This window comes from Propionispira raffinosivorans DSM 20765 (assembly GCF_000381065.1).
Taxonomy (GTDB): domain Bacteria; phylum Bacillota; class Negativicutes; order Selenomonadales; family Selenomonadaceae; genus Propionispira; species Propionispira raffinosivorans.
Genome location: NZ_KB905846.1, coordinates 123234 through 143991, shown reverse-complemented (window position 1 = coordinate 143991; position 20758 = coordinate 123234). Strand labels below are relative to the sequence as shown.

Below are 20758 nucleotides of genomic sequence, written 5' to 3'. Positions count from 1 at the left end.
GTATAAAAATTTTATACTAATAATAGATTTTAATGCTATAACTGCGGGGGTGGAAAGATGGCAGAATTAAGGCGCATTATGATCAGTATTCCCGATAATATGCTTGAGCAAATCGATACGATTGCATCAATTGAAAAACTGAGCCGCAGCCAGTTTGTTCGTGACGCAATGGGCATTTATATCGAAGATCGCAGGCATAGGGCTTTTGTCGAAAGCATGAAAAAAGGTTATCAAGAAATGGCATCAATTAATTTAACGTTGGCGGAAGAGGGTTTATATGCCGATATGGCAGGACAGGAGTAGCCATGATTGTAAAACGAGGGGAGATTTATTACGCTAATTTAAGTCCTGTAATAGGTTCGGAACAGGGTGGACTTAGACCTGTTTTAATTGTACAGAATGATGTTGGTAATAAATACAGCCCTACAGTCATTGTGGCGGCGATTACCGCGCAGATTAGCAAAGGAAAGCTGCCGACGCATGTTGAATTGAATGCCAAGGAGTGTAATCTTGAACGAGATTCCGTGGTTCTTTTAGAACAGCTGCGAACTGTAGATAAAAAGCGGTTAAAAGAAAAGATCACGATACTACAAGATAAATTCATGGTCAAAGTGGATGAAGCCATTGGAATCAGTGTAGGCTTGGTACAATTTTAATTCGTTTGATGTTTAATAGGCAGGTTTTTTTCTGCCTATTTTATTTTTGCAAAAAGTTGGGAATTTTCGAGGTGTTGGTTTCGATCATGTTTTTTTTGAAAAATAAAATACAGGTTTGTAGTGTATTCATCATATTAAGTCTTTTTCTTTTTACTGGATGCAGCACAAAGACGCTACAGCAGGGACAGCTGCAAAGTCAAGAGTCGCAAGATGTGACGATTAAAATGCTTGATATCGGACAGGGCGATTCTGTATTAATCAGAACTTCCGAACAGGTGATTATGATTGACACAGGTGATGTCGATGAGCGAGAACGCTTGATGAGTCTCCTGAAAAAAGAAGGAATAACAACGATTGATAAATTGATTATTACCCATCCCCATAGTGATCATATTGGTGGAGCTTATATTTTATTCAAACAATTTAATGTCAAAGCGGTTTATGATAATGGACAAACAACGAATACGAAAACCTACCAGACTTATTTGAAATGGATAAAAGATAAGAACATTGCCTATAAACAAATTTTGGCGGGGGATCAATTGGATTTTGGCGGCGGTGTCAGTTTTAGGGTTTTTAGTCCAACAGCACAGATGATTAAGGCTGATGGTGATTTAAATGCAGATTCTATTGTCGGTAAACTTATTTATGGTGATTTTTCGATGTTGTTTACTGGCGATAGCGAAGCGGAGACAGAAAAAGGTCTATTGAAAACATATGGCAAAGAGCTAAAAAGTACGATATTGAAAGTACCTCATCATGGCAGTAAAACCTCTTCCAATCGAAACTATCTGCAAGCCATTGCACCAGAGGCTGGATTGGTTTCACTTGGCGCAGGTAATGATTATGGTCATCCGCATCAGGTTACGTTGAATAAATATAATGCTTTAAATATCAAATTATACCGTACTGATCAGGATGGATCGATTACGGTTACCACAGATGGGAAAACCTATAACATTCAGAAGGAGAAATAAATAAAATGCAAGCAGTAATTGATCGTTTTGAAGAAAATAAAGCGGTGCTTCTGTTAGGTGACGAAGAAATAAAAGTAATATTTCCTAAGCAATATTTGCCGGATGGTGTAAAGGAAGGGGATTATTTACAGATAGATATTGCGTACGATGAGGCTGCAACCGCAGTGGCAAAAAGTGAATCCGAACGTTTATTGCGTGACGTACAACAAATGAATAATAAATAATACCGGGAAAAATAACTTGAAATAAGCAATAAAATTAGCGATAATTTTATTGATAGGAGTTGTGCTTTATTGAGTAAAAAAATACTTTTTGTATTCTGTATTTTATGTATCCTATTGGTTCCAACTACCTATGCGGCAAATAATCGGGCAGCATATAAAATCAATCAATTTAGTTATTCGATACTTCAAACCAATAAGCAAAATACCGCCTTGCGGATTGAAATTGGCTTAAATAAAGCGAGTAATGATTTTAAAGTTCATATTGATAAGGCAACACCACAACAATTGGTAATTGATCTCAACCAAGTCGGGATCGGGAAAATAAAACACAATATTTCTTTAGACGGAACGTTTGCTAAACGCATTGATTTTTCGCAGGTTGATAATAACAGTAAGGCGGTGATTCTTTTACCGCAAGCTGTGGCAATGATGCAATATAAAGTCTATACAATGGCAGCAGATAAAAAAACAAACAAACCTTTTCGAATTGTGATTGAAATAATGAATAAAGGTTTGGGTTTTAACGTAGATGGTGTACAAGGGAAAACGATTATTCTCGATCCGGGACATGGCGGTAGTGATTCTGGGGCGATTGGACCAGATGGAATTATGGAAAAAGATGTGACGTTTGCCGTAGCCAAAAAAGTACAGTCAATGTTGGAATCATCTGGGGCAAAAGTTATTATGACACATACGGATGATGTTGATGTATATGGTGTAAATGCTTCAGACCATCAAGAACTTCAAGCTCGCGTCGATGTGGGGCGAAGAAATCCGACCGCGGATGTGTTTTTGAGTATCCATGCCAATTCCTTTACGAGTCCTCAGGCCCATGGGACAGCGACCTATTATTATGCAAAATCATCAAGTGATGGACTCTTGGCGCAAGCGTTGCAAGATGGAATGGTAGAGTCAGGAGGGCTGTATGATCGTGGTGTATCTGAAGCAAATTTCTATGTAATCAAATATTCAGTTATGCCAGCCGCTTTGGTAGAAATGGCATTTGTTTCAAATCCAACGGAGCAAGACTTATTGAATTCAGATTCATTTCAAGATAAAATGGCGAAAGGAATTTGTAAAGGTCTAAGTGCTTTTTTTGGACAAATGAGAAATTAGAGAGGTGGAACGTCGATGTTGAAAAATTCAAAGTATGGGATTGTAACCATGATGTTCATTTTATTGCTTAGTATGGCAGGATGCGATTCAACAGGGACAACAGTTGATAAAAAATCGTCATCGGATACGCAGTCGTCGACAGAACAGCAAAAAAAATCTGAAACGAAGTCAGATCAAACGAAAGTGACAGAAACAATTAAAGTGTATTTTCCGAATGATGAAGGAACAAAATTGATTGCTGAATCCAAAAAAATAAAAAACAGCGGTGCTGATCAGTATACCGAAACAATGAACGCCCTGCTTGAAGGCAGTAAAGACAAAAAAGTTGTATCGATTATTCCAGTTGGAACGAAATTACGCTCCGTGAAAGTAGATAAGGGGATTGCCTATGTGGACTTCAGTCAGGAGTTTATCAAAAAGTTCAATGGCGGTTCTACGGGGGAATTGATGCTCGTTGGCTCTATTGTAGATACCTTGACGGAGTATCCGGAAATTAAGTCCGTGCAGATCTTAGTTGAAGGCAAAAAAGTTGAGACAATTGCTGGACACATGGATACAAGTGAGCCCATTAAACGAATGAAAGATCTTTTGAAAAATTAAAAATTTAGTTGTAAATATTTATTCTTTTTGTTACAATGAATCTGTTTATTAAATAAATAAAAATTTTATAAATCATTCCACTAGGGGAGCGAAAGCTGAGAGACCGCAAGGTCGACCCTTGGAACCTGTTGGGGTAATACCTGCGTAGGGAAGTGGCTACTGGTTTTCGAGAGAAAAGCCATTCAGCCGTTTTATGCTGGATGGCTTTATTTTAATTTATAGGAGGTTTATGAATCATGGCAACACAAATGCAAATGGCTCGTCAAGGAAAAATTACTGATTTTATGAAACTGGTGGCCAAACAAGAACAGGTGGAGGCTGATCTGATTCGTGATCGTGTCGCCGCGGGAACGATTGCAATCTGTGCAAATATAAATCATTCAGCCTTGGTCCCACGGGGCGTTGGACAAGGTCTTTCCACAAAAGTAAATGCAAATATTGGTACTTCGAGCGCTTATCCTGATTTGGAGCCAGAGCTTTTAAAACTTGTAGCTGCCATCAATGCTGGTGCAGATGCTGTGATGGATTTAAGTACGGGCGATCATATTGACATCTCACGCCAGAAAATAATAGAACAATCTAGCATTATGGTGGGGACTGTGCCAATTTATCAAGCTACTGTCAATGCCATAAAAACTCATGGAGCGGTTGTAGATATGACTTCAGATGATTTGCTGCATGCAATAGAACAACAGGCGAAAGACGGAGCTGATTTCATGACATTGCATTGCGGCGTGACAAGAGAAACGATTATGCGAATGCGTCGTCAAACCCGTGTGATGGACGTGGTGAGTCGCGGTGGATCTTTTATTACAGGCTGGATGCTGCATAATGAAAAAGAAAACCCACTATATGAACATTATGATGATATTTTAGATATTTGTGAAAAATATGATTCTACGATTAGTTTAGGAGATGGCCTTAGACCAGGCTGCTTGGCGGATGCAACGGATCGTGCTCAAATACAAGAACTCATTATTTTAGGTGAATTGGTTGATCGTGCTTGGAAACGAGGTGTTCAAGTTATTGTAGAAGGACCGGGACATGTACCTTATGATCAAATTGAAGCGAATATGAAATTGCAAAAACAACTTTGCAAAAATGCACCATTTTATGTGCTGGGACCTTTGGTTACAGATATTGCACCGGGTTATGATCATATTACAGCAGCAATTGGCGGCACCTTGGCGGCAGCGAGCGGAGCCGATTTCCTGTGCTATGTAACTTCTGCTGAACATTTGGCTTTGCCAACGATAGAAGATGTTCACGAAGGTGTTATTACTTCGCGGATTGCAGCGCATGCGGCCGATATTGTAAAGGGTATTCCAGGTGCCAAAGAATGGGATTTGAAAATGGCCAAAGCACGCAAGGTGCTGGACTGGGATGCTCAGATGAATCTTGCTATCGATCCTGAAAAAGCGAAAGCTAAACGTGGCGCCAGAAATGAAGAAGGTACAGAAGGCTGTTCCATGTGTGGAGAGTATTGTTCGGTAAAAATTGTAGGTGAATATCTAAATAAACCCGTTACGTATTGCAATGAGTAAATATATAGAATCTTTTTTTTGATTTTAGGTGTTAAAAAAAGGGTTTTAGGAATAAATCGCGAAATCAGTATCATAGTAAAACTTCAAAAAATAAAAACTCGCTAGGAGGGTTTATTATGGGGAAGATAAATAAAATCTTAGTTCCGGTCGATGGTTCGGTAAATGGTTGTAAAGCAGTAGATCAGGCAATCTTTTTTGCGGATAAATGCAAGGCTGATTTAGATTTCGTTTATGTAGCTAGCAGTATTAATAAGGATATTCCCAGTGATCTTGTTTTTGATCGCATCTGGGAAAAAATACCGCAGGATTTAAAAGCAGAACGTCATGTAGAATCAGGGAACATACCAAAGGCAATTTTGAAAAAAGCAGCAGACTGTAATAGTGATATGATTATTATGGGAAGTCGTGGACTGGGTCTTTTCCGAGGGGCTTTGATTGGCAGTGTAAGTCAAAAAGTGGTGGAAGATTCTACAATTCCAGTTATGGTTATCAAATAGAAAAAATGACGAAAAGACTGTTTCCCAACATGCTGCAGAGCAAAAGGAAAACAGTCTTTTTTATTATAAAAAATAAAAGAGGCCCGAAGGCCTCTTTGTCAATCAAATTACTTTGTGAAATAACGTTTCAATAAACCATTGAATCCAGAACCATGGCGTGCTTCATCTTTTGCCATTTCATGCACGGTATCATGGATTGCATCCAAATTAAGTTGTTTGGCAAGTGTTGCCAATTCTTTTTTACCAGCACAGGCACCTTGTTCAGCAGCTACGCGCATTTCAAGATTTTTCTGCGTGCTTGAGGTAAGGACTTCACCGAGAATTTCAGCGAATTTTGAAGCATGTTCAGCTTCTTCGAATGCATAACGTTTGAAAGCTTCGGCAATTTCAGGATAGCCTTCGCGATCCGCAACGCGGCTCATAGCGAGGTACATACCAACTTCACTACATTCTCCAGTGAAGTTTTGACGAAGGCCTTCAACGATGCGAGCATCAACGCCTTCAATAATTCCTACATGATGTTCATCGGCAAACGAAAGATCACCGCTTTGTTCAACGAATTTTGAAGCAGGTGCTTTACAAATAGGACATTCAGCTGGAGCTTGGTCTCCTTCATGTACATAACCACAAACTGTGCAAACAAATTTTTTCATTTAAAATTCCTCCAAATATATATGTATAATTTTTATTGTATTTTCAGTACCGAGCTGCTCAATGTATTTTCTGTTCGGTATTGATTATGTTTTAAGTATAGCGGATGTTACTTTATTTTGAAATGCCCATAAATAAGCAAATTTGTTTATTTTTATAAGTTTTTCTACACTTTTCGCCGTAATCCATTATTTAACATAACTTTTCAATTTTTATTATTAATAAATAATTGTTATTGATTAAATTGTGCTATTTTATTTATTCATCCATATTGCTGCGGATGCTTAGTACTGGTATGCATTGTGAAAGTAAAGGTTAGCGGGTATAATTATAACAGATGATAGAGTAGGAGTGTATGCAGAATGTTTCAATTAAAAACGTCATCACCAGAGGAAACGTATGCATTTGGGCAAAAACTAGCTGACAAAATCAGACAGGGGATGGCCTTTTGCTTAGAAGGTGATTTAGGTGCAGGCAAGACTTTACTGGTACAGGGTCTGGCCAATGCTTTGCATGTTACCGATGAGGTCACGAGCCCAACGTTTGCCATTATGAATGTATATGATGGTGATTATACGATATATCATTTTGATTTGTATCGTTTGGACTTCGAACACGAGCTGGAAGACATTGGATTTTATGAGTACAGCGAAACCGAAGATGCTGTTATTATTATTGAGTGGCCGGATCGTTTTCCTGATGATTTGCCAAATGATTATATTGGCTTGAAAATAGATCGTGGCAGGCTTGAAAATGAGAGAATAATTACGATTTCACAGCAAGGTAAAAAGAATCAAAAGTTTTATGAGGAGTTGAAAGAGCTTTGCCGATTTTAGCGTTAGATACATCGACATTGGTATCAAGTGTGGCGATTGCTTCACCAGAAAAATTAATTGCGGAGCTGATACTACAGACGAAATTAACCCATTCTGAAGTCTTGATGCCTCATATTGAACAAATTTTAGCAATGACAAAAATAAAAAAAACAGATCTGACGGGAATTGCTGTCAGCATTGGACCGGGTTCGTTTACTGGGCTGCGGATTGGTTTAGCTGCGGCAAAAGGTATGGCCTATGCACTTAAGCTTCCTATAGTCGGTGTTTCGACTTTGGCGGCATTGGCTTACCATTATCCGATGCCGAATATATATATAGCACCACTATTAGATGCACAAAAAGGAAATGTATATACGGCACTATACCGTTGGGAAAATGGAATATTACAAGAAGTGCAGGCACCGGCAGTCAAATCGTTTGATATGGTTTTACAAGACGGGCAGGCACTTGATTTACCAGTTGTTTTCGTGGGTGATACGGCGCAAAAACAAGCACTGGCTATTGCCGAAGCAGGTGGGAATGTTGTGCCAGCTATGCCGCAATTGGTTATGCCGCGTGCCGCGAATGTAGCCATGCTGGGACTGTCCGAGTTTGCCAAAGGCAAAACGGATCATGTGATGCAGCTAGAACCTGTTTATATTAGACGCTCTGAAGCAGAGGTGCTTTGGGAACGCCGAAATGGGAAAAGTGAAGAGTAATGAATCTTACATTTAAACAAATGACACAGGATGATATTGATCAAGTTGTGCAAGTTGAAGAAAATTCATTCAACAATCCTTGGTCAAAGCAGTCTTTTTGCGAGGAAGCCGCTAATCCGGTTGCATATTATTTATTGCCGCTGATGGCGGGAGAAATTATCGGTTATGTTGGTGTGTGGTTTATTCTAGATGAAGCCCATATTACGAATGTGGCAGTTTTGCCGGAGTATCGCAAACAAGGAATCGGTGAAAAAATGATGCGTGAAATACTTCGTATTGCTAAAAATAATGGTGCTGTGGCGATGACTCTGGAGGTTAGGCCATCGAATGTTTCTGCATTGGCGCTTTATAATAAACTTGGTTTTGTCAGTGAAGGCATCCGTAAACAGTATTATGAAGATAATGGTGAAGATGCAATTATTATGTGGCTTAGAAATATTGACACATTTGCTTAAGGTACGATTTAATTTACATATAGATGGAGTGGAGGTTTTTTTTTTGATGGAAGATAAAGCTTGTTTGACGCTGGCCATCGAATCGAGTTGTGATGAAACGTCAGCAGCTGTGCTCTCGGGTGGACGAATTATTTTATCCAATGTCATTTCAACACAAATTCCGGTGCACCAAAAATTTGGTGGTGTTGTCCCGGAAATTGCATCGCGTAAACATATTGCTAATATTATGCCTGTGATTGATGAAGCACTTAGACAGGCACAGGTCAGCTTAACCGATATAAATCAAATTGGTGTAACATACGGACCAGGTTTGGTAGGAGCGCTGCTAGTCGGCGTGTCAGCGGCTAAGGCATTAGCCTTTTCACTGGATATCCCACTTATTGGGGTCAATCATTTGGAAGGTCATATTTTTGCCAATTTTTTAGCTCATCCTGAACTAAAACCGCCTTTTGTGGCTTTAGTTGTTTCTGGCGGGCATACATCACTGGTGCATGTTAAAGACTACAATACGTTTTATTTAATAGGGCAAACACGCGATGATGCTGCCGGGGAAGCTTTTGATAAAGTTGCTCGTGTTATGGGGCTGCCCTATCCAGGTGGTCCGCAAATCGATAAATTAGCCAAACTAGGCAACGCGGATGCGATTGCATTTCCTCAGGCACTCAGTGGAAAAGGCAATTTTGAATTTAGTTTCAGTGGACTTAAATCGGCTGTGCTCAATTATTTACATAATGCTGAGCAAAAAGGTGAAATTGTTAATAAAGCAGATGTTGCGGCGTCTTTTCAGAAAGCCGTTATTGCTGTTTTAATCGATAAAGCATTGCAGGCTGTCGAAAATGCAGGACTTACAAAGTTGGTGTTAGCGGGTGGTGTTGCCGCAAATAGTGCACTGGAAAAACAGTTAAAAGCTTCAACGGAGGCTGCTGGGGTTGAATTTTACTATCCAAATATGATATTATGTACAGATAACGCGGCCATGATTGGCTGTCGGGCTTATTATCAAAGCCTGATGGGAGATTTTGCTAATTTGTATTTAAATGCAATTCCAAATTTGAAATTAACAGATAAAGAATAAGAAAAAACATTCAATGGAGAATGCACTTTCTAAAGAAAAAGTGCATTCTTTTTTTGTATACAATATTATTCATGATCCAGGAGCTGTATTTAAAGGAATTATGGACATTTCAAGGGAAATCAAATATGTTAGAAGGAAATGGAGGCTGCTTAAGCATGAGCTCATTAGCAGACACTTGTCGAAAGTTTACGAAATTATCGGCGATGCAAATAGAAATTTTAAAACGAATCAGTATGAGTTTTCCACTGATTGCCGATTTGGCTCATGCACATTTAACGGTTTATGTGCAATCGAAAGAGGCTGATCGGCTGATCATAGCCGCTCAGGTCAAACCACATACTACGTTTAGTCCAATTGATATCGGACAAGCTGGTGAAAGTATCCGTGTTCAGGAAGAACCAATCATCTGGCGGACAATGACGACAGGAAAACCAATTCAGGGTAAACGGGAATGGGTTTTGGGTTTGATGATTGATATGTATACCTTTGCGATTCATGACGGTGCAAAAGTCATTGCTGTCATGAGTTTTGAGACCAATTCGGAAGAACTAAAAATAGATGCTTATGCACAGCTTTTAGAAACAGCTTGTGTTATTTTGGTCAATGCCCGCAAGCCGATTGATGCGGATTTGTATAGACCTCTTTCCGCGAGTGATGGTATCATCATTACGGATCAAAACAATCGAATCATTTTTGTTAATACAGCTGTAGTTCGCATTTATAAAGTATTAGGTGTAGGAAATCTGATTGGGTATCATATGTTTGACCGTCAGTTGACGATGCATATTACCAAAGAGACGATTGTGAGCCAGCGACCTTATGAAAAAGAATTAGAAGCTGGAGACTTAGTCTTAGTCCAGCGGAATATCCCCATTATGGAAGCGGGAAAATTATTACGGCGTGTGGTGATCATTTCTGATATCACCGAACTTAGGATGAAAGACAAAGAAATTCTTATAAAATCAGCAGTCATACAGGAGATACACCATCGTGTGAAAAATAATCTGCAGACGATTGCGAGTTTGCTTAGGCTGCAGTCACGTCGCAGCAAATCAGAAGAGGTAAAAGCAGCTCTTCGGGAAAGCGTAAATCGTATTTTAAGCATCTCGGTCGTGCATGAGTTTTTGTCGCAGCAAGATGCAGAAATTATCGATGTGGTTGAAGTAACAAAAAACATTTTAAGTCTAGTGGCACAAAATATGTTAGACCCTGACTTTGAATTGGAAACAAGATTTTCGGGTGGTACAATTATTTTGCCATCCGAACAGGCCAGTAACTTAGCGCTGATTATAAATGAATTGGTTTTAAACTCGATTGAACATGCTTTTGAAAATCAAACAACCGGTATTATTGGGCTGGATATTACAAAAAGCAAAATGGAATATGTGATTGATCTTTATGATAATGGTGCCGGTTTGCCGGATGATTTTGAACCACGCAATTCAAAATCTCTAGGGCTGCAAATTGTGCGTACCTTGATTGAAGACGATATGTCTGGCACATTCGAATTATATAATGATCATGGAACACATGCAAAAATCACAGTCCCTAGTAGTCTTGGAGGAGGTAAATAACTGATGGAATCTTTAAAACTTGTAATTGCCGATAATGAATCGATTATTCGTATGGACTTAAAAGAAATTTTGGAAGAAGCCGGACATGAAGTTGTTGGTGAGGCGGTTGATGGTTATAAAGCGATTGAATTGACGAAAAAATACCGTCCTGACCTTGTTATTATGGACATCAAGATGCCGGAATTGGATGGGATTGCCGCTGCAAAAGTTATTGCTGATCAGAAATTAGCGCCGGTTCTTTTACTTACGGCATTTAGTCAAAAAGAAATTGTCGATCGAGCCAAAGATTCCGGTGTGTTAGCCTACCTTGTGAAACCAGTCAAAGAAAGCAATCTTTTTCCGGCTATGGAAATTGCTTTATCCAGATTTAGAGAAATCAAACAGCTTGAGCAAGAGTTGGACGATGTAAAAAATTCATTGGAAATGCGTAAAATTCTCGATCGAGCGAAAGGGATTTTAATGAATGCCTACGGCTTGAGTGAGGCTGAAGCATACCGCAGAATACAACAATATAGTATGGCAAAACGCAAGACAATTAAAGAAGTTGCTGAATCAATTATTCGGTCTGCTTTGAAAAAAAAATCATAAAGTAAAAAAGCCCCTATAAAATGTTATTGTTTTACATTTTATAGGGGCTTTTTGCGAATATTTGCATCATTTTTTAAAAAAGCCCTTGATTTTTTGGTCAAAATTATATATCATAAGAATTGTAATTAGCACTCGCTTCGAACGAGTGCTAACAAAATAAAAATTATTTACATAAATAAAGGAGGAAAATAAAAATGATTAAGCCATTAGGCGACAGAGTTGTCATTGAAGTTTCAGAAGGCGATGTAAAAACTGCAAGTGGTATCGTATTACCAGATACAGCTAAAGAAAAACCTCAAAAAGGTAAAGTTGTAGCAGTTGGCACAGGTAAAATTCTCGAAAATGGTCAGAGAGCAGCTATTGATGTAAAAGCAGGCGACAGCATCATTTTCTCCAAATATGCCGGAACTGAAATTAAAGAAGACGGTAAAGATTATCTGATTGTCAGTGAAAGAGATATTTTAGCAGTTGTTGAATAATTGCTAAATAGTCTATCTTTAACATATTAAAAATTAGGAGGGTTCTTATAACAATGGCTAAACAAATTTTGTTTGACGAAGAAGCACGTCGTGCTTTAGGAAGAGGCGTTGATGCATTAGCAAACGCTGTAAAAGTAACATTAGGACCAAAAGGCAGAAATGTTGTTCTAGATAAAAAATTCGGGGCACCTGTAATTACGAATGATGGTGTTACAATCGCTCGTGATATTGAATTGGAAGACCCGTTTGAAAATATGGGCGCACAGCTCGTTAAAGAAGTTGCGACCAAAACAAATGATATTGCTGGTGATGGTACTACTACGGCAACCCTGCTTGCACAGGCTATGATTCATGAAGGCATGCGCAATGTAGCAGCTGGTGCAAACCCAATGATCATTAAAAAAGGCATTGAAAAAGCGGTAAAAGCACTTGTTAGCGAAATTAAAAACAATTCCATTAAAGTTGAAGGCAAAGCCGCAATTGCACAAGTTGCAGCAATTTCCTCCAGCGATGAAGAAATTGGTGATTTGATTGCTGAAGCTATGGAAAAAGTTGGCAAAGACGGTGTTATCACGGTTGAAGAATCCAAGACGATGGACACCAACCTTTCTGTTGTAGAAGGTATGCAGTTTGATCGTGGCTATATTTCTCCATACATGGTTACAGATACGGATAAAATGGAAGCGGTTCTTGATGATCCTTATATCTTGATTACCGATCGTAAAATATCCGCTATATCAGATATTTTACCTATTCTTGAAAAAGTGGTTAAACAGGGTAAAGAACTTGTTATTATCGCTGAAGATCTTGATGGTGAAGCTTTGGCAACTCTTGTTGTAAATAAACTTCGCGGCACATTTAAAGCTGTTGCAATCAAGGCTCCTGGCTTTGGTGATCGTCGCAAAGCGATGCTCGAAGATATTGCTATCTTAACTGGTGGTAACGTAATCACAGAAGAACTCGGTCGTAAGCTTGAAAGTGTTGAAATTGAAGATCTTGGCCGTGCTCGTCAGGTTCGTTCTTCAAAAGAAGAAACTACAATTGTAGATGGTTTGGGTGAAAAAGCTGCGATTCACGGTCGTGTTGAACAGATTAAAAACCACATTAAAGAAACAACTTCTGATTTTGATAAAGAAAAATTGCAAGAACGTTTGGCAAAACTTGCTGGCGGTGTAGCTGTCATTGAAATCGGCGCAGCAACGGAAGTTGAATTGAAAGATAAAAAACTTCGTATCGAAGATGCATTGAATGCAACTCGTGCTGCTGTTGAAGAAGGCATTGTTGCTGGTGGTGGTACGACATTTATCGATATTCTGCCTATACTTGATACACTTGAAGCAGATGGTGATGTTAAAACGGGTATCAATCTTGTAAAACGCGCGATTGAAGAACCAGTTCGTCAAATCGCAAACAATGCAGGTCTTGAAGGTTCTGTTGTTGTTGAAAACGTAAAACGTGCTGGTAAAGGTCAAGGCTTTAATGCTTTGACTGGTGAATATATTGATATGGTTGCGGCTGGTATCGTTGATCCGGCAAAAGTAACTCGTTCAGCACTTCAAAATGCTGCAAGTATCGCAGCAATGGTTCTTACAACAGAAACTCTTATTGCTGATAAACCTGAAAAAGGTGATTCAGCAGCTTCTGCTGCCGCTGGCATGGGCGGTATGGGCGGTGGCATGGGAATGCCAGGCATGATGTAATTTAAGCCGAATTCCCTGTTACGTAATATATGAAATCTGTGCAGATGATGTACAGAAACTATAATTTTATGAAATCAATACTGCACAGATTGATTTCATAAAATGAAAAGTATTTACTGGTTTTTATAATGATTTATGTTTTAGTTAGGTACTGCTGCACACGGTTTCTATCTGAAATAAGATCATACTGAAATCGCTAAACACAAAAATAAAATCAACCAAGATCTTTGATGATGTCACGATCATTTATTAAGATCTTGGTTGATTTTTTATAAATTATCGATCGTTTTTTTGCTAGAGTAGTTGACAAGTCCTGCTATATTGGATTATTATGTAAATTATATGGAATGAAATTTTGTACGGAACGGACTCTGCACACATAATATTTTTTTGATTTTTCGGCAGCTGTAAAAAGTTTATAAACTCTTACCCAAATGAGAGTTATGGCCTACGGTTGTTATCTCTTGCGTTTGAAGTCATAGCAGCACCAGAATTTTAAGAGGCAAAACACAATCGGTATATATTTATGTATCGATTGTTGAAAATTTTTTATACAATTATTGCTGCACACTTTAATTGTATAAGATTACCTTTAAAATTTATATTTAATCAGGTGCCACGACTTGATTAGCAGTCAGATTTTTTAGGTATTATATTTATGGCAAATTATATATTTGCCAAAACCAGGGGGGCATCCTACCCGAACTGAAACAAAGACTTCAAAGATGATATAATCATTTTTGGAGTCTTTGTTTTATATAAAAAAAATCCGCTGCTGATTTGCAATTTTGGCAGCGGATTTTGTGTGGGAGTATCATAGCTAGTGAATGTGTTTTCTGAAATGAATTGAATTTAATAGATCGACAACTGTAATGAATAAAAAGAATAGACACATAACTTTTGTTGTAAAAGTGAGAATATGCAATGCTGTTTCAAAGTAAATACTCCACACTCCTATGATTGGTGAAATTAAAAGAAAAACCAGTAAAGCACCAAGCGATATTAGAAATAAATAAGCAGCGGGGTAATTTTTTAGCATGATATCATCTCCTTTTATATCTCTATTATATTCTGAATTTTCTGTTTTGTGAAGTAGGCAAAGTAAAAAAGGGACATAAAAACGGATATGAATAACTTTGATTACTAGGCTTACTGCAGCAGGAATTTTTTTGAATATATAGAATATTAAAGGGAGATGTGAATTTATGAAATAACTAAAAAAGAACATACTTTATTTTACATAATACTATATATTCGGATCTTTCTAAAATTCTAGAAACTCATTTTGTGTTTTACTTATAAGGCATGGCTTTATAAAGATTATAGAAGGAGAGATGTAAAATGGACTGGTTTAATAATTTAAAGGTTAAACAGAAACTTAGTGTGTTAATCATTGTTTTTAGTTGTGCTGTTGTTTTAGTGGGGGCTATTGGCTATATCAATTTGAAGCAAAGCAGTGAATACACGGATAAGATGTACGAAAACAACTTAACAGAAATGCAATTATCCTATGAAAGTCGGATTTATATACGAAGAATTCGTACGGATATATTAGATCTTATGATTACGGCAGATGCAAATGAAAATAAAAAATTATCAGCTCAAATAGCGGATTCGCGAAAATTACTCGGGGAAACTTTAGTGAAATATGATGCCTTACCATTATCACAAGAACAAAAAAGTAATGTTAAGGAATTACAAACTAATATAGCAAAATATCGTGATGGCAATAATATGGTTGTTGATTTAGCTTTGCAAAATAAAAATACCGAAGCCTATACGTTATATAAGACAACGGTAGAGCCTTTGGCTGATATAACATCCAAGACCTTGCAGACGATTACGGATGCAGCAAAGAAAAATGCCGACCAGATGAATCAGTCCTCAAAAGATAATTTTGCCAAAGCAAGTATGATGTTTATACTTATTACCATTTTTGCTGTTATCATTGGAGCCGGTCTCGGTATTTTGATTGTGAAGCAAATTGTAAAACGTTTGGGCGAATCGGTAAGTTTCTTAGGGGGAATTGCCTCAGGTGATTTTTCGCAAAATGTTGCGGACAGTAATATGCAAGATAAAAGTGAATTTGGTGTCTTGTCGAAAGCAGTCGACTTAATGAATCGAAATATTCGAACCTTAATCAAACAGCTGCTTAACACATCCGAACAATTGGCGGCGGCCTCACAAGAATTGACTGCAAGCGCTGAGCAGTCTGCTCAGGCATCGGCTCAGGTTGCAGAATCGATCACAGAAGTAGCAAAAGGGGCCGAAAAACAATTGGAAATTGCCATTACCACCAATCGTATTGTGGAAGAGATGGCAAAAGGAATTCATCAAGTGACTGAAAATACAATTGAAGTGGCTAAATCTACAGAAAAAACTTCTGTTGCAGCTGTGGCTGGCGGGAAAGCTGTACAAAAAACCGTTGGACAGATGGGGGTTATTGAGCAAAAAACCAATAATACCGCGGATGTCATTGGGGAGCTGGAAGGCAAATCGAAACAAATCGGACAGATTGTATCTTTGATTTCAAATATTGCCGAACAAACAAACCTGCTGGCATTAAATGCGGCCATTGAAGCAGCCCGGGCCGGGCAGGCTGGGCGTGGCTTTGCTGTGGTTGCCGATGAAGTGCGGAAATTGGCAGAACAGTCTGCTCATGCAACAAAGGATATAACGAGCTTGATTGCGGAAGTTCAGTTTAAAACGCAATCTGCCGTTACTTTTATGAATGAAAGCAAACGTGAAGTGAAAATCGGCTCGGAACTGGTTGATTTAGCGGGGCAAAATTTTAATGAAATTTTAGAAATGATTAAAGGAATATCAGATGAAGTCAATGAAATATCAGCAGCAACTGAACAGCTTACCAGCGGTACCGAAGATGTTGTAACAGCGGCTGGTGGAATTAGTACACAAACGAAAAAAACGGCTGAAGAAACAGAAACGATTTCTGCGGCAACGGAAGAACAATCGGCATCTATGGAAGAAATTGCGTCAGCAAGTACACATTTGTCAACGATGGCCTCAGAATTACAAGAGGCTATTCAAAAGTTTAAAGTTTGATTTTAACAAAAAGGGAATGCATGGGCTTTTAGCCAGCATTCCCTTTTTGTGATACATATGGTCTTTGTTATTTTACTTTGCTGGCAAACAGATAAATTAAGATTGTCGCCGCAATACCGAAAACACCATAAATAGGGCCTTTTTCGATAAATGCATAAATCGTTGCCGCTAAACAAAAAATTACGGCAAAAAATGTTTGCTTGGCACTTTCTTTACGAAAGGCAAACGTTTTGTAGTCCACACCGGTAGCCGCTTTAAAACAGTCGGGGCAGATGATGGCTTGTTCATTTTTTTCATCTTTATGCACAAGGGCTTCTTTTTCCGTGATGACTTTGCCGCACTTTTGGCATGTTAACATGGGCTCAACTCCTGCAATATAAATTCATTGTATTTTAAACTAAAATTCATTTTATCATATTTAGAAATTTCGTGCGATGCTTTGGATGAGTGGGTAATCATAAGAGTCTCCCTTCATTGCTTTATAGGCAGCAACCAGCGAAGTGATGAAAAATCCCGCGCCGATTATGCATAAAAAAGGGATTAAGAGGATACCGATGAGCAGATGTACTAAAAACATAACGATTGTTGAACATAAAACAAACATGGCTTGTGCAATCAAGGCTTGTTTCGCGTGTTCATGGACGAAAGGATCGCTTTTTTTGAGCAGTACAATGATTAATGGTACGATAATCAGTCCGATTCCGAGCAGATAAGCCAGATGCGATAGAACTGCTAAAAATTTTTGTTCACCGGAAATCATAAAAAAACCTCCTTAAAATCCGTTTTCATTATAGTATAACATTAAATTGATAGAAGAAAATAGAGTATCCTCGTTGAAAAAGGATACTCTAGTCTATTTTTATGAGATTTTTATTTTAGATGAGGCCGATGATCCTCTGGACGGTCAAGGATACGACAGCGACGGCAATCCAACAGCACAGCCCTAAAGTAATTGGTTTGAGACCGTTTTGAATTAATGATTTTAGATTTGTATTTAAACCGATTGCACTCATTGCTAGAATAATGGAAAATTTGCCCATATTGCCTAAGGCAGATGTGATTTCGGTTGATAAGATTCCACTTGTATTGATAATGGAAGCAACAACAAACCAGAGGATAAACCAAGGAAATATTTTTGCAAGGTTAAATGTACCGGTTTTCTTTTGGTTTTGTGCTGCAAGAACAGCAAACAGCAGGCATACTGGTACAATCATCAAAGCGCGCGTCAATTTTACGATGGTGGCATAATTTCCTGCGGCTGTGCTATAAGAGTAACCAGCTGCCACGACGGAAGAGGTATCATTGATCGCAGTACCGGCCCACATACCAAAACCAGTATTGCTTAAATTTAAAAAGTGACCAATAGCCGGGAAAATAAAAACAGCTATAACATTGAATAAAAAGATTGTGGAGATAGAAAAAGCGACATCTTGATCTTTGGCACCGATGACCGGTGCAACTGCAGCAATGGCAGAACCACCACAAATCGCTGTACCCGCTCCAATAAGAATCGTTGTATCTTTATCAAGCTTAAGCAGTTTGCCAACGCTATAGGCGACACCAAAGGCCGTAATTAGTGTAAAGATCATTACATAAAGTGATTGTGAGCCGACTGCCATGACATGAAATAAATTCATTTCGAAGCCGAGTAGAATAATGGAGTACTGTAATATTTTTTTGCCAGTGAATTTGATGCCTGTTTCAAAAGATGATGGACGTTTAAATGTTGCTGCGGCAATGCCGAGTAAAATCCCGAATACAGGACCGCCAATAATCGGAAATTGATTACCCAAAAAATAAGCCGGGATTGCAAATAAAAAACAAAATAAAATACCTTTGATGTGTTGTTGATTCATTAAAAAATTCACTCCTTTTCTTGTTGTAAGCTTAGCACTTGCATATTGATATGTAAAATAGTATAATTTTATGAAAACGATAGGTAAAAATAGATAAAAGGAGCAATGTGAATGACTTTACGGCATTTAAACATTTTTCTGTGTGTTTGTGATGAAAATAATATGACACGTGCTGCGGCAAAGCTTCATATGACGCAGCCTTCGGTCAGCCAAGCGATTCAAGAATTAGAAGAGCATTATGAGGTGCTGCTATTTGAAAGATTGGGGCGTAGATTGTTCATCACGGAGGCTGGACAACGATTGCTGCGTTATGCGCAACGGACGATGAGCCTGCATCAACAGACGGAATTGGCCATGCGTGAATTTGGTCAGGTATATCATCTGCGAATTGGTGCCAGTGTAACAATCGGGGAGTGTGTCTTGATTGATTTGATACAATATATGTATGAGATGAATCCCAATCAGGATATTGTTTCTGAAATTCATAATACGGCAGAGTTGGAGAAAATGCTGTTGCAAGATGAATTGGATTTGGCACTGGTGGAAGGTGTTATTCAGTCTGAATCTTTGATCGCGCAGCCTTTTTTAGCGGATGAATTAATTTTTATCGCATCACCACAAAGTGCTTTTTTAGAAAAAAAAGAAATTTCCCTGACGATGCTTAAAAAAATGAAGTTTTTTGTGCGTGAAGATGGCAGTGGTACGCGTGATTTATTTACGAAACTGATGCAGCAGCATGCGGTGGATTTTGAAATCAGCGGTGTTTACAATAATGCAGAAACTATAAAAAAAGCAGTCATTGCGGGTCTTGGCGTCAGCGTTATTTCAAGGCGTGCCGTAAAAAATGAATTGGCTAGAGGCGAGCTATGCAGTTTTACTGTAGAAGATTTATCGTTTAAGCGTGACTTTCATATTGTGTATCATAAAGATAAATATGTATCGAAAGAATTGCAGGCCACGATTGAACTTTGTCGCAACATAGAGGGTATCCTATAAATATTGCAGGAGTTTGTGTGAAAAATAACGAATTATTATTACTTTACGGTATAGCGAGAGGAAAGAACTGAGGTGGACTTATTTTAATGAAAGCAAACTTAACAGCGTCGCAAAAAGCGGCTCAGGGCATACGATTATCCTTTGATGATGCAATGGAATTGTATCGTTTGAATGATTTATTATCTTTGGCCGAGTGGGCGCGTGTCGCCAAAGAACGAAAAACCGGCAAGAAAGTTTATTACAATGTGAATCGGCATATCAATTTGACAAACATTTGTACAGCAAATTGTCCGCTTTGTGCATTTTCCTGTAAAGCAGGAGATCCGCAGGGGTTTATTTTGTCAAAAGAAGAAATACGCACAATGCTTATTGCAACAGCAAAAAAAACACCTGGACTCACGGAAGTTCATATGGTAAGTGCACTGCATCCAGATGAACCATTTTCTTATTATGTGGATATTGTTAAGACGGTGAAAGATGTTTTGCCGAAGGTTCATTTAAAAGCCTTTACGCCAGTGGAAATTGTTCATTTTGCCCAAATTGCAGATTTGTCCATAAAACAAGTACTGATTATATTAAAAGAAGCCGGACTGGATTCTCTGCCAGGCGGTGGTGCAGAAATTTTAGATGATGCGGTACGTAAAATCATATGTCCGAATAAAGCCACAACAGCGCAGTGGATTGAAACAATTAAAACAGCCCATCATCTTGGTATTTTAACGAATGCGACAATGATGTACGGCCACATTGAAACAATAGAACAGCGAATTTCTCATTTATTTACATTACGCGATATACAAGATGAGACAAATGGCTTTCAAGCGTATGTATCGTTTCCCTTTCATCCGGCAAATACAGAGCTTTCTCATTTAAAACGTGTTTCTTCATGGGAAGATCTCAAAATGATTGCGTTGTCACGTTTGATTTTAGATAACATAGATCATATTAAAGCCTTTTGGATGATGCTGACTCAGCCAATTGCGCAGCTTGCTCTGGCTTTTGGTGTTGATGACCTGGATGGCACAGTGGAAGAAGAAAAAATAATCCATGCTGCCGGGGCTACAACAAAAGCAGGAATTACAAAATTAGAAATTATAAAAATGGTTGAAGAAACAGGCTATGTGCCGATAGAACGAGATACCTTCTATCATCTCGTGAAATAAATATAGACGT

General features: G+C 38.4%; 23 protein-coding genes and 1 riboswitch. Of the genes, 19 read left to right on the top strand and 4 right to left on the bottom strand.

Annotated elements, in window-relative coordinates; translation table 11 throughout:
• The first annotated feature begins 57 nt into the window (after positions 1-57).
• The 8 genes from F606_RS0108500 (at position 58) to F606_RS0108465 (ending at position 5614) form a co-directional block, all read left to right on the top strand.
• Complete coding sequence (locus F606_RS0108500; RefSeq protein WP_019553460.1) at positions 58-303, top strand: CopG family ribbon-helix-helix protein; 246 nt, start codon at positions 58-60, stop codon at positions 301-303.
• Positions 304-305: 2 nt separating this feature from the next.
• Positions 306-656: a type II toxin-antitoxin system PemK/MazF family toxin gene (locus tag F606_RS0108495; RefSeq protein ID WP_019553459.1), complete on the top strand. Its 351-nt coding sequence runs from the start codon at positions 306-308 to the stop codon at positions 654-656.
• 86 nt (positions 657-742) lie between these two features.
• Positions 743-1633, top strand: a complete 891-nt coding sequence (locus tag F606_RS0108490; RefSeq protein ID WP_019553458.1) for a ComEC/Rec2 family competence protein — start codon at positions 743-745, stop codon at positions 1631-1633.
• Positions 1634-1638: 5 nt separating this feature from the next.
• Positions 1639-1857: a DUF3006 domain-containing protein gene (locus F606_RS0108485; protein ID WP_019553457.1), complete on the top strand. Its 219-nt coding sequence runs from the start codon at positions 1639-1641 to the stop codon at positions 1855-1857.
• 69 nt (positions 1858-1926) lie between these two features.
• Positions 1927-2973, top strand: a complete 1047-nt coding sequence (locus F606_RS0108480) for an N-acetylmuramoyl-L-alanine amidase family protein (RefSeq protein WP_019553456.1) — start codon at positions 1927-1929, stop codon at positions 2971-2973.
• Between the two features lie 15 nt (positions 2974-2988).
• Positions 2989-3573 carry a GerMN domain-containing protein gene (locus F606_RS0108475; RefSeq protein ID WP_019553455.1) on the top strand — a complete coding sequence of 195 codons (585 nt, stop codon included), beginning with the start codon at positions 2989-2991 and terminating at the stop codon, positions 3571-3573.
• A 72-nt stretch (positions 3574-3645) separates the two neighbouring features.
• A riboswitch (TPP riboswitch) is annotated at positions 3646-3741 on the top strand.
• A 68-nt stretch (positions 3742-3809) separates the two neighbouring features.
• Complete coding sequence (gene thiC, locus F606_RS0108470) at positions 3810-5117, top strand: phosphomethylpyrimidine synthase ThiC (RefSeq protein ID WP_019553454.1); 1308 nt, start codon at positions 3810-3812, stop codon at positions 5115-5117.
• Positions 5118-5233: 116 nt separating this feature from the next.
• Positions 5234-5614 (top strand): universal stress protein, encoded by a 381-nt coding sequence (locus tag F606_RS0108465; protein WP_019553453.1) that lies wholly within the window; start codon positions 5234-5236, stop codon positions 5612-5614.
• A 107-nt stretch (positions 5615-5721) separates the two neighbouring features.
• Here the strand turns inward: F606_RS0108465 and F606_RS0108460 are convergent, their stop codons facing one another.
• Complete coding sequence (locus F606_RS0108460; RefSeq protein WP_019553452.1) at positions 5722-6267, bottom strand: NADH peroxidase; 546 nt, start codon at positions 6265-6267, stop codon at positions 5722-5724.
• A gap of 360 nt (positions 6268-6627) precedes the next feature.
• On the opposite strand from F606_RS0108460, the gene tsaE reads away from it, so the two are divergent.
• The 9 genes from tsaE to F606_RS0108410 all read left to right on the top strand — a co-directional run bounded on the left by tsaE (position 6628) and on the right by F606_RS0108410 (position 16733).
• Positions 6628-7101: a tRNA (adenosine(37)-N6)-threonylcarbamoyltransferase complex ATPase subunit type 1 TsaE gene (gene tsaE / locus F606_RS0108455; protein ID WP_019553451.1), complete on the top strand. Its 474-nt coding sequence runs from the start codon at positions 6628-6630 to the stop codon at positions 7099-7101.
• A complete protein-coding gene (tsaB, locus tag F606_RS0108450) occupies positions 7089-7799 on the top strand; it encodes a tRNA (adenosine(37)-N6)-threonylcarbamoyltransferase complex dimerization subunit type 1 TsaB (protein ID WP_019553450.1) in 711 nt (236 codons plus the stop codon). Before tsaE ends, tsaB begins: the two co-directional genes overlap by 13 nt.
• Positions 7799-8254 (top strand): ribosomal protein S18-alanine N-acetyltransferase, encoded by a 456-nt coding sequence (rimI, locus tag F606_RS0108445; RefSeq protein WP_019553449.1) that lies wholly within the window; start codon positions 7799-7801, stop codon positions 8252-8254. The genes tsaB and rimI overlap by 1 nt, the downstream gene beginning before the upstream one ends.
• 46 nt (positions 8255-8300) lie before the next feature.
• Positions 8301-9329, top strand: a complete 1029-nt coding sequence (tsaD, locus tag F606_RS0108440; protein ID WP_019553448.1) for a tRNA (adenosine(37)-N6)-threonylcarbamoyltransferase complex transferase subunit TsaD — start codon at positions 8301-8303, stop codon at positions 9327-9329.
• 155 nt (positions 9330-9484) lie between these two features.
• Positions 9485-10903 carry a sensor histidine kinase gene (locus F606_RS0108435; RefSeq protein ID WP_019553447.1) on the top strand — a complete coding sequence of 473 codons (1419 nt, stop codon included), beginning with the start codon at positions 9485-9487 and terminating at the stop codon, positions 10901-10903.
• 3 nt (positions 10904-10906) lie between these two features.
• Positions 10907-11491 carry an ANTAR domain-containing response regulator gene (locus F606_RS0108430; RefSeq protein WP_019553446.1) on the top strand — a complete coding sequence of 195 codons (585 nt, stop codon included), beginning with the start codon at positions 10907-10909 and terminating at the stop codon, positions 11489-11491.
• 194 nt (positions 11492-11685) lie between these two features.
• Positions 11686-11970, top strand: coding sequence for a co-chaperone GroES (gene groES, locus F606_RS0108425; protein WP_019553445.1), 285 nt, complete (start codon positions 11686-11688; stop codon positions 11968-11970).
• A gap of 53 nt (positions 11971-12023) precedes the next feature.
• On the top strand, positions 12024-13670 hold the full coding sequence (gene groL / locus F606_RS0108420) for a chaperonin GroEL (RefSeq protein WP_019553444.1): 1647 nt from the start codon (positions 12024-12026) through the stop codon (positions 13668-13670).
• A gap of 1341 nt (positions 13671-15011) precedes the next feature.
• Positions 15012-16733 carry a methyl-accepting chemotaxis protein gene (locus tag F606_RS0108410; RefSeq protein ID WP_019553442.1) on the top strand — a complete coding sequence of 574 codons (1722 nt, stop codon included), beginning with the start codon at positions 15012-15014 and terminating at the stop codon, positions 16731-16733.
• Positions 16734-16800: 67 nt separating this feature from the next.
• Here F606_RS0108410 and F606_RS0108405 read toward each other — a convergent pair whose 3' ends face one another.
• From F606_RS0108405 to F606_RS0108395, 3 genes are all read right to left on the bottom strand, one after another.
• Positions 16801-17091 carry a hypothetical protein gene (locus tag F606_RS0108405; RefSeq protein ID WP_019553441.1) on the bottom strand — a complete coding sequence of 97 codons (291 nt, stop codon included), beginning with the start codon at positions 17089-17091 and terminating at the stop codon, positions 16801-16803.
• 60 nt (positions 17092-17151) lie between these two features.
• Positions 17152-17493, bottom strand: coding sequence for a DUF4870 domain-containing protein (locus F606_RS0108400; protein ID WP_019553440.1), 342 nt, complete (start codon positions 17491-17493; stop codon positions 17152-17154).
• A gap of 115 nt (positions 17494-17608) precedes the next feature.
• On the bottom strand, positions 17609-18589 hold the full coding sequence (locus tag F606_RS0108395; protein ID WP_019553439.1) for a YeiH family protein: 981 nt from the start codon (positions 18587-18589) through the stop codon (positions 17609-17611).
• A gap of 111 nt (positions 18590-18700) precedes the next feature.
• On the opposite strand from F606_RS0108395, the gene F606_RS0108390 reads away from it, so the two are divergent.
• Positions 18701-19585, top strand: coding sequence for a LysR family transcriptional regulator (locus F606_RS0108390; RefSeq protein WP_019553438.1), 885 nt, complete (start codon positions 18701-18703; stop codon positions 19583-19585).
• Between the two features lie 86 nt (positions 19586-19671).
• Positions 19672-20748: an aminofutalosine synthase MqnE gene (gene mqnE / locus F606_RS0108385; protein ID WP_019553437.1), complete on the top strand. Its 1077-nt coding sequence runs from the start codon at positions 19672-19674 to the stop codon at positions 20746-20748.
• The last annotated feature ends 10 nt before the right edge of the window (positions 20749-20758 follow it).

What these genes read in the sequence shown, in the direction of transcription:
- F606_RS0108460 (WP_019553452.1), bottom strand. Translation starts at nt 6,267, where the DNA reads ATGAAAAAATTTGTTTGCACAGTTTGTGGTTATGTACATGAAGGAGAC.
- F606_RS0108490 (WP_019553458.1), top strand. Translation starts at nt 743, where the DNA reads ATGTTTTTTTTGAAAAATAAAATACAGGTTTGTAGTGTATTCATCATA.
- F606_RS0108495 (WP_019553459.1), top strand. Translation starts at nt 306, where the DNA reads ATGATTGTAAAACGAGGGGAGATTTATTACGCTAATTTAAGTCCTGTA.
- F606_RS0108475 (WP_019553455.1), top strand. Translation starts at nt 2,989, where the DNA reads ATGTTGAAAAATTCAAAGTATGGGATTGTAACCATGATGTTCATTTTA.
- F606_RS0108485 (WP_019553457.1), top strand. Translation starts at nt 1,639, where the DNA reads ATGCAAGCAGTAATTGATCGTTTTGAAGAAAATAAAGCGGTGCTTCTG.
- thiC (WP_019553454.1), top strand. Translation starts at nt 3,810, where the DNA reads ATGGCAACACAAATGCAAATGGCTCGTCAAGGAAAAATTACTGATTTT.
- tsaE (WP_019553451.1), top strand. Translation starts at nt 6,628, where the DNA reads ATGTTTCAATTAAAAACGTCATCACCAGAGGAAACGTATGCATTTGGG.
- F606_RS0108465 (WP_019553453.1), top strand. Translation starts at nt 5,234, where the DNA reads ATGGGGAAGATAAATAAAATCTTAGTTCCGGTCGATGGTTCGGTAAAT.
- F606_RS0108400 (WP_019553440.1), bottom strand. Translation starts at nt 17,493, where the DNA reads ATGATTTCCGGTGAACAAAAATTTTTAGCAGTTCTATCGCATCTGGCT.
- F606_RS0108430 (WP_019553446.1), top strand. Translation starts at nt 10,907, where the DNA reads ATGGAATCTTTAAAACTTGTAATTGCCGATAATGAATCGATTATTCGT.
- F606_RS0108435 (WP_019553447.1), top strand. Translation starts at nt 9,485, where the DNA reads ATGAGCTCATTAGCAGACACTTGTCGAAAGTTTACGAAATTATCGGCG.
- F606_RS0108405 (WP_019553441.1), bottom strand. Translation starts at nt 17,091, where the DNA reads ATGTTAACATGCCAAAAGTGCGGCAAAGTCATCACGGAAAAAGAAGCC.
- F606_RS0108410 (WP_019553442.1), top strand. Translation starts at nt 15,012, where the DNA reads ATGGACTGGTTTAATAATTTAAAGGTTAAACAGAAACTTAGTGTGTTA.
- rimI (WP_019553449.1), top strand. Translation starts at nt 7,799, where the DNA reads ATGAATCTTACATTTAAACAAATGACACAGGATGATATTGATCAAGTT.
- tsaD (WP_019553448.1), top strand. Translation starts at nt 8,301, where the DNA reads ATGGAAGATAAAGCTTGTTTGACGCTGGCCATCGAATCGAGTTGTGAT.
- groES (WP_019553445.1), top strand. Translation starts at nt 11,686, where the DNA reads ATGATTAAGCCATTAGGCGACAGAGTTGTCATTGAAGTTTCAGAAGGC.
- groL (WP_019553444.1), top strand. Translation starts at nt 12,024, where the DNA reads ATGGCTAAACAAATTTTGTTTGACGAAGAAGCACGTCGTGCTTTAGGA.
- F606_RS0108395 (WP_019553439.1), bottom strand. Translation starts at nt 18,589, where the DNA reads ATGAATCAACAACACATCAAAGGTATTTTATTTTGTTTTTTATTTGCA.
- F606_RS0108390 (WP_019553438.1), top strand. Translation starts at nt 18,701, where the DNA reads ATGACTTTACGGCATTTAAACATTTTTCTGTGTGTTTGTGATGAAAAT.
- F606_RS0108500 (WP_019553460.1), top strand. Translation starts at nt 58, where the DNA reads ATGGCAGAATTAAGGCGCATTATGATCAGTATTCCCGATAATATGCTT.
- mqnE (WP_019553437.1), top strand. Translation starts at nt 19,672, where the DNA reads ATGAAAGCAAACTTAACAGCGTCGCAAAAAGCGGCTCAGGGCATACGA.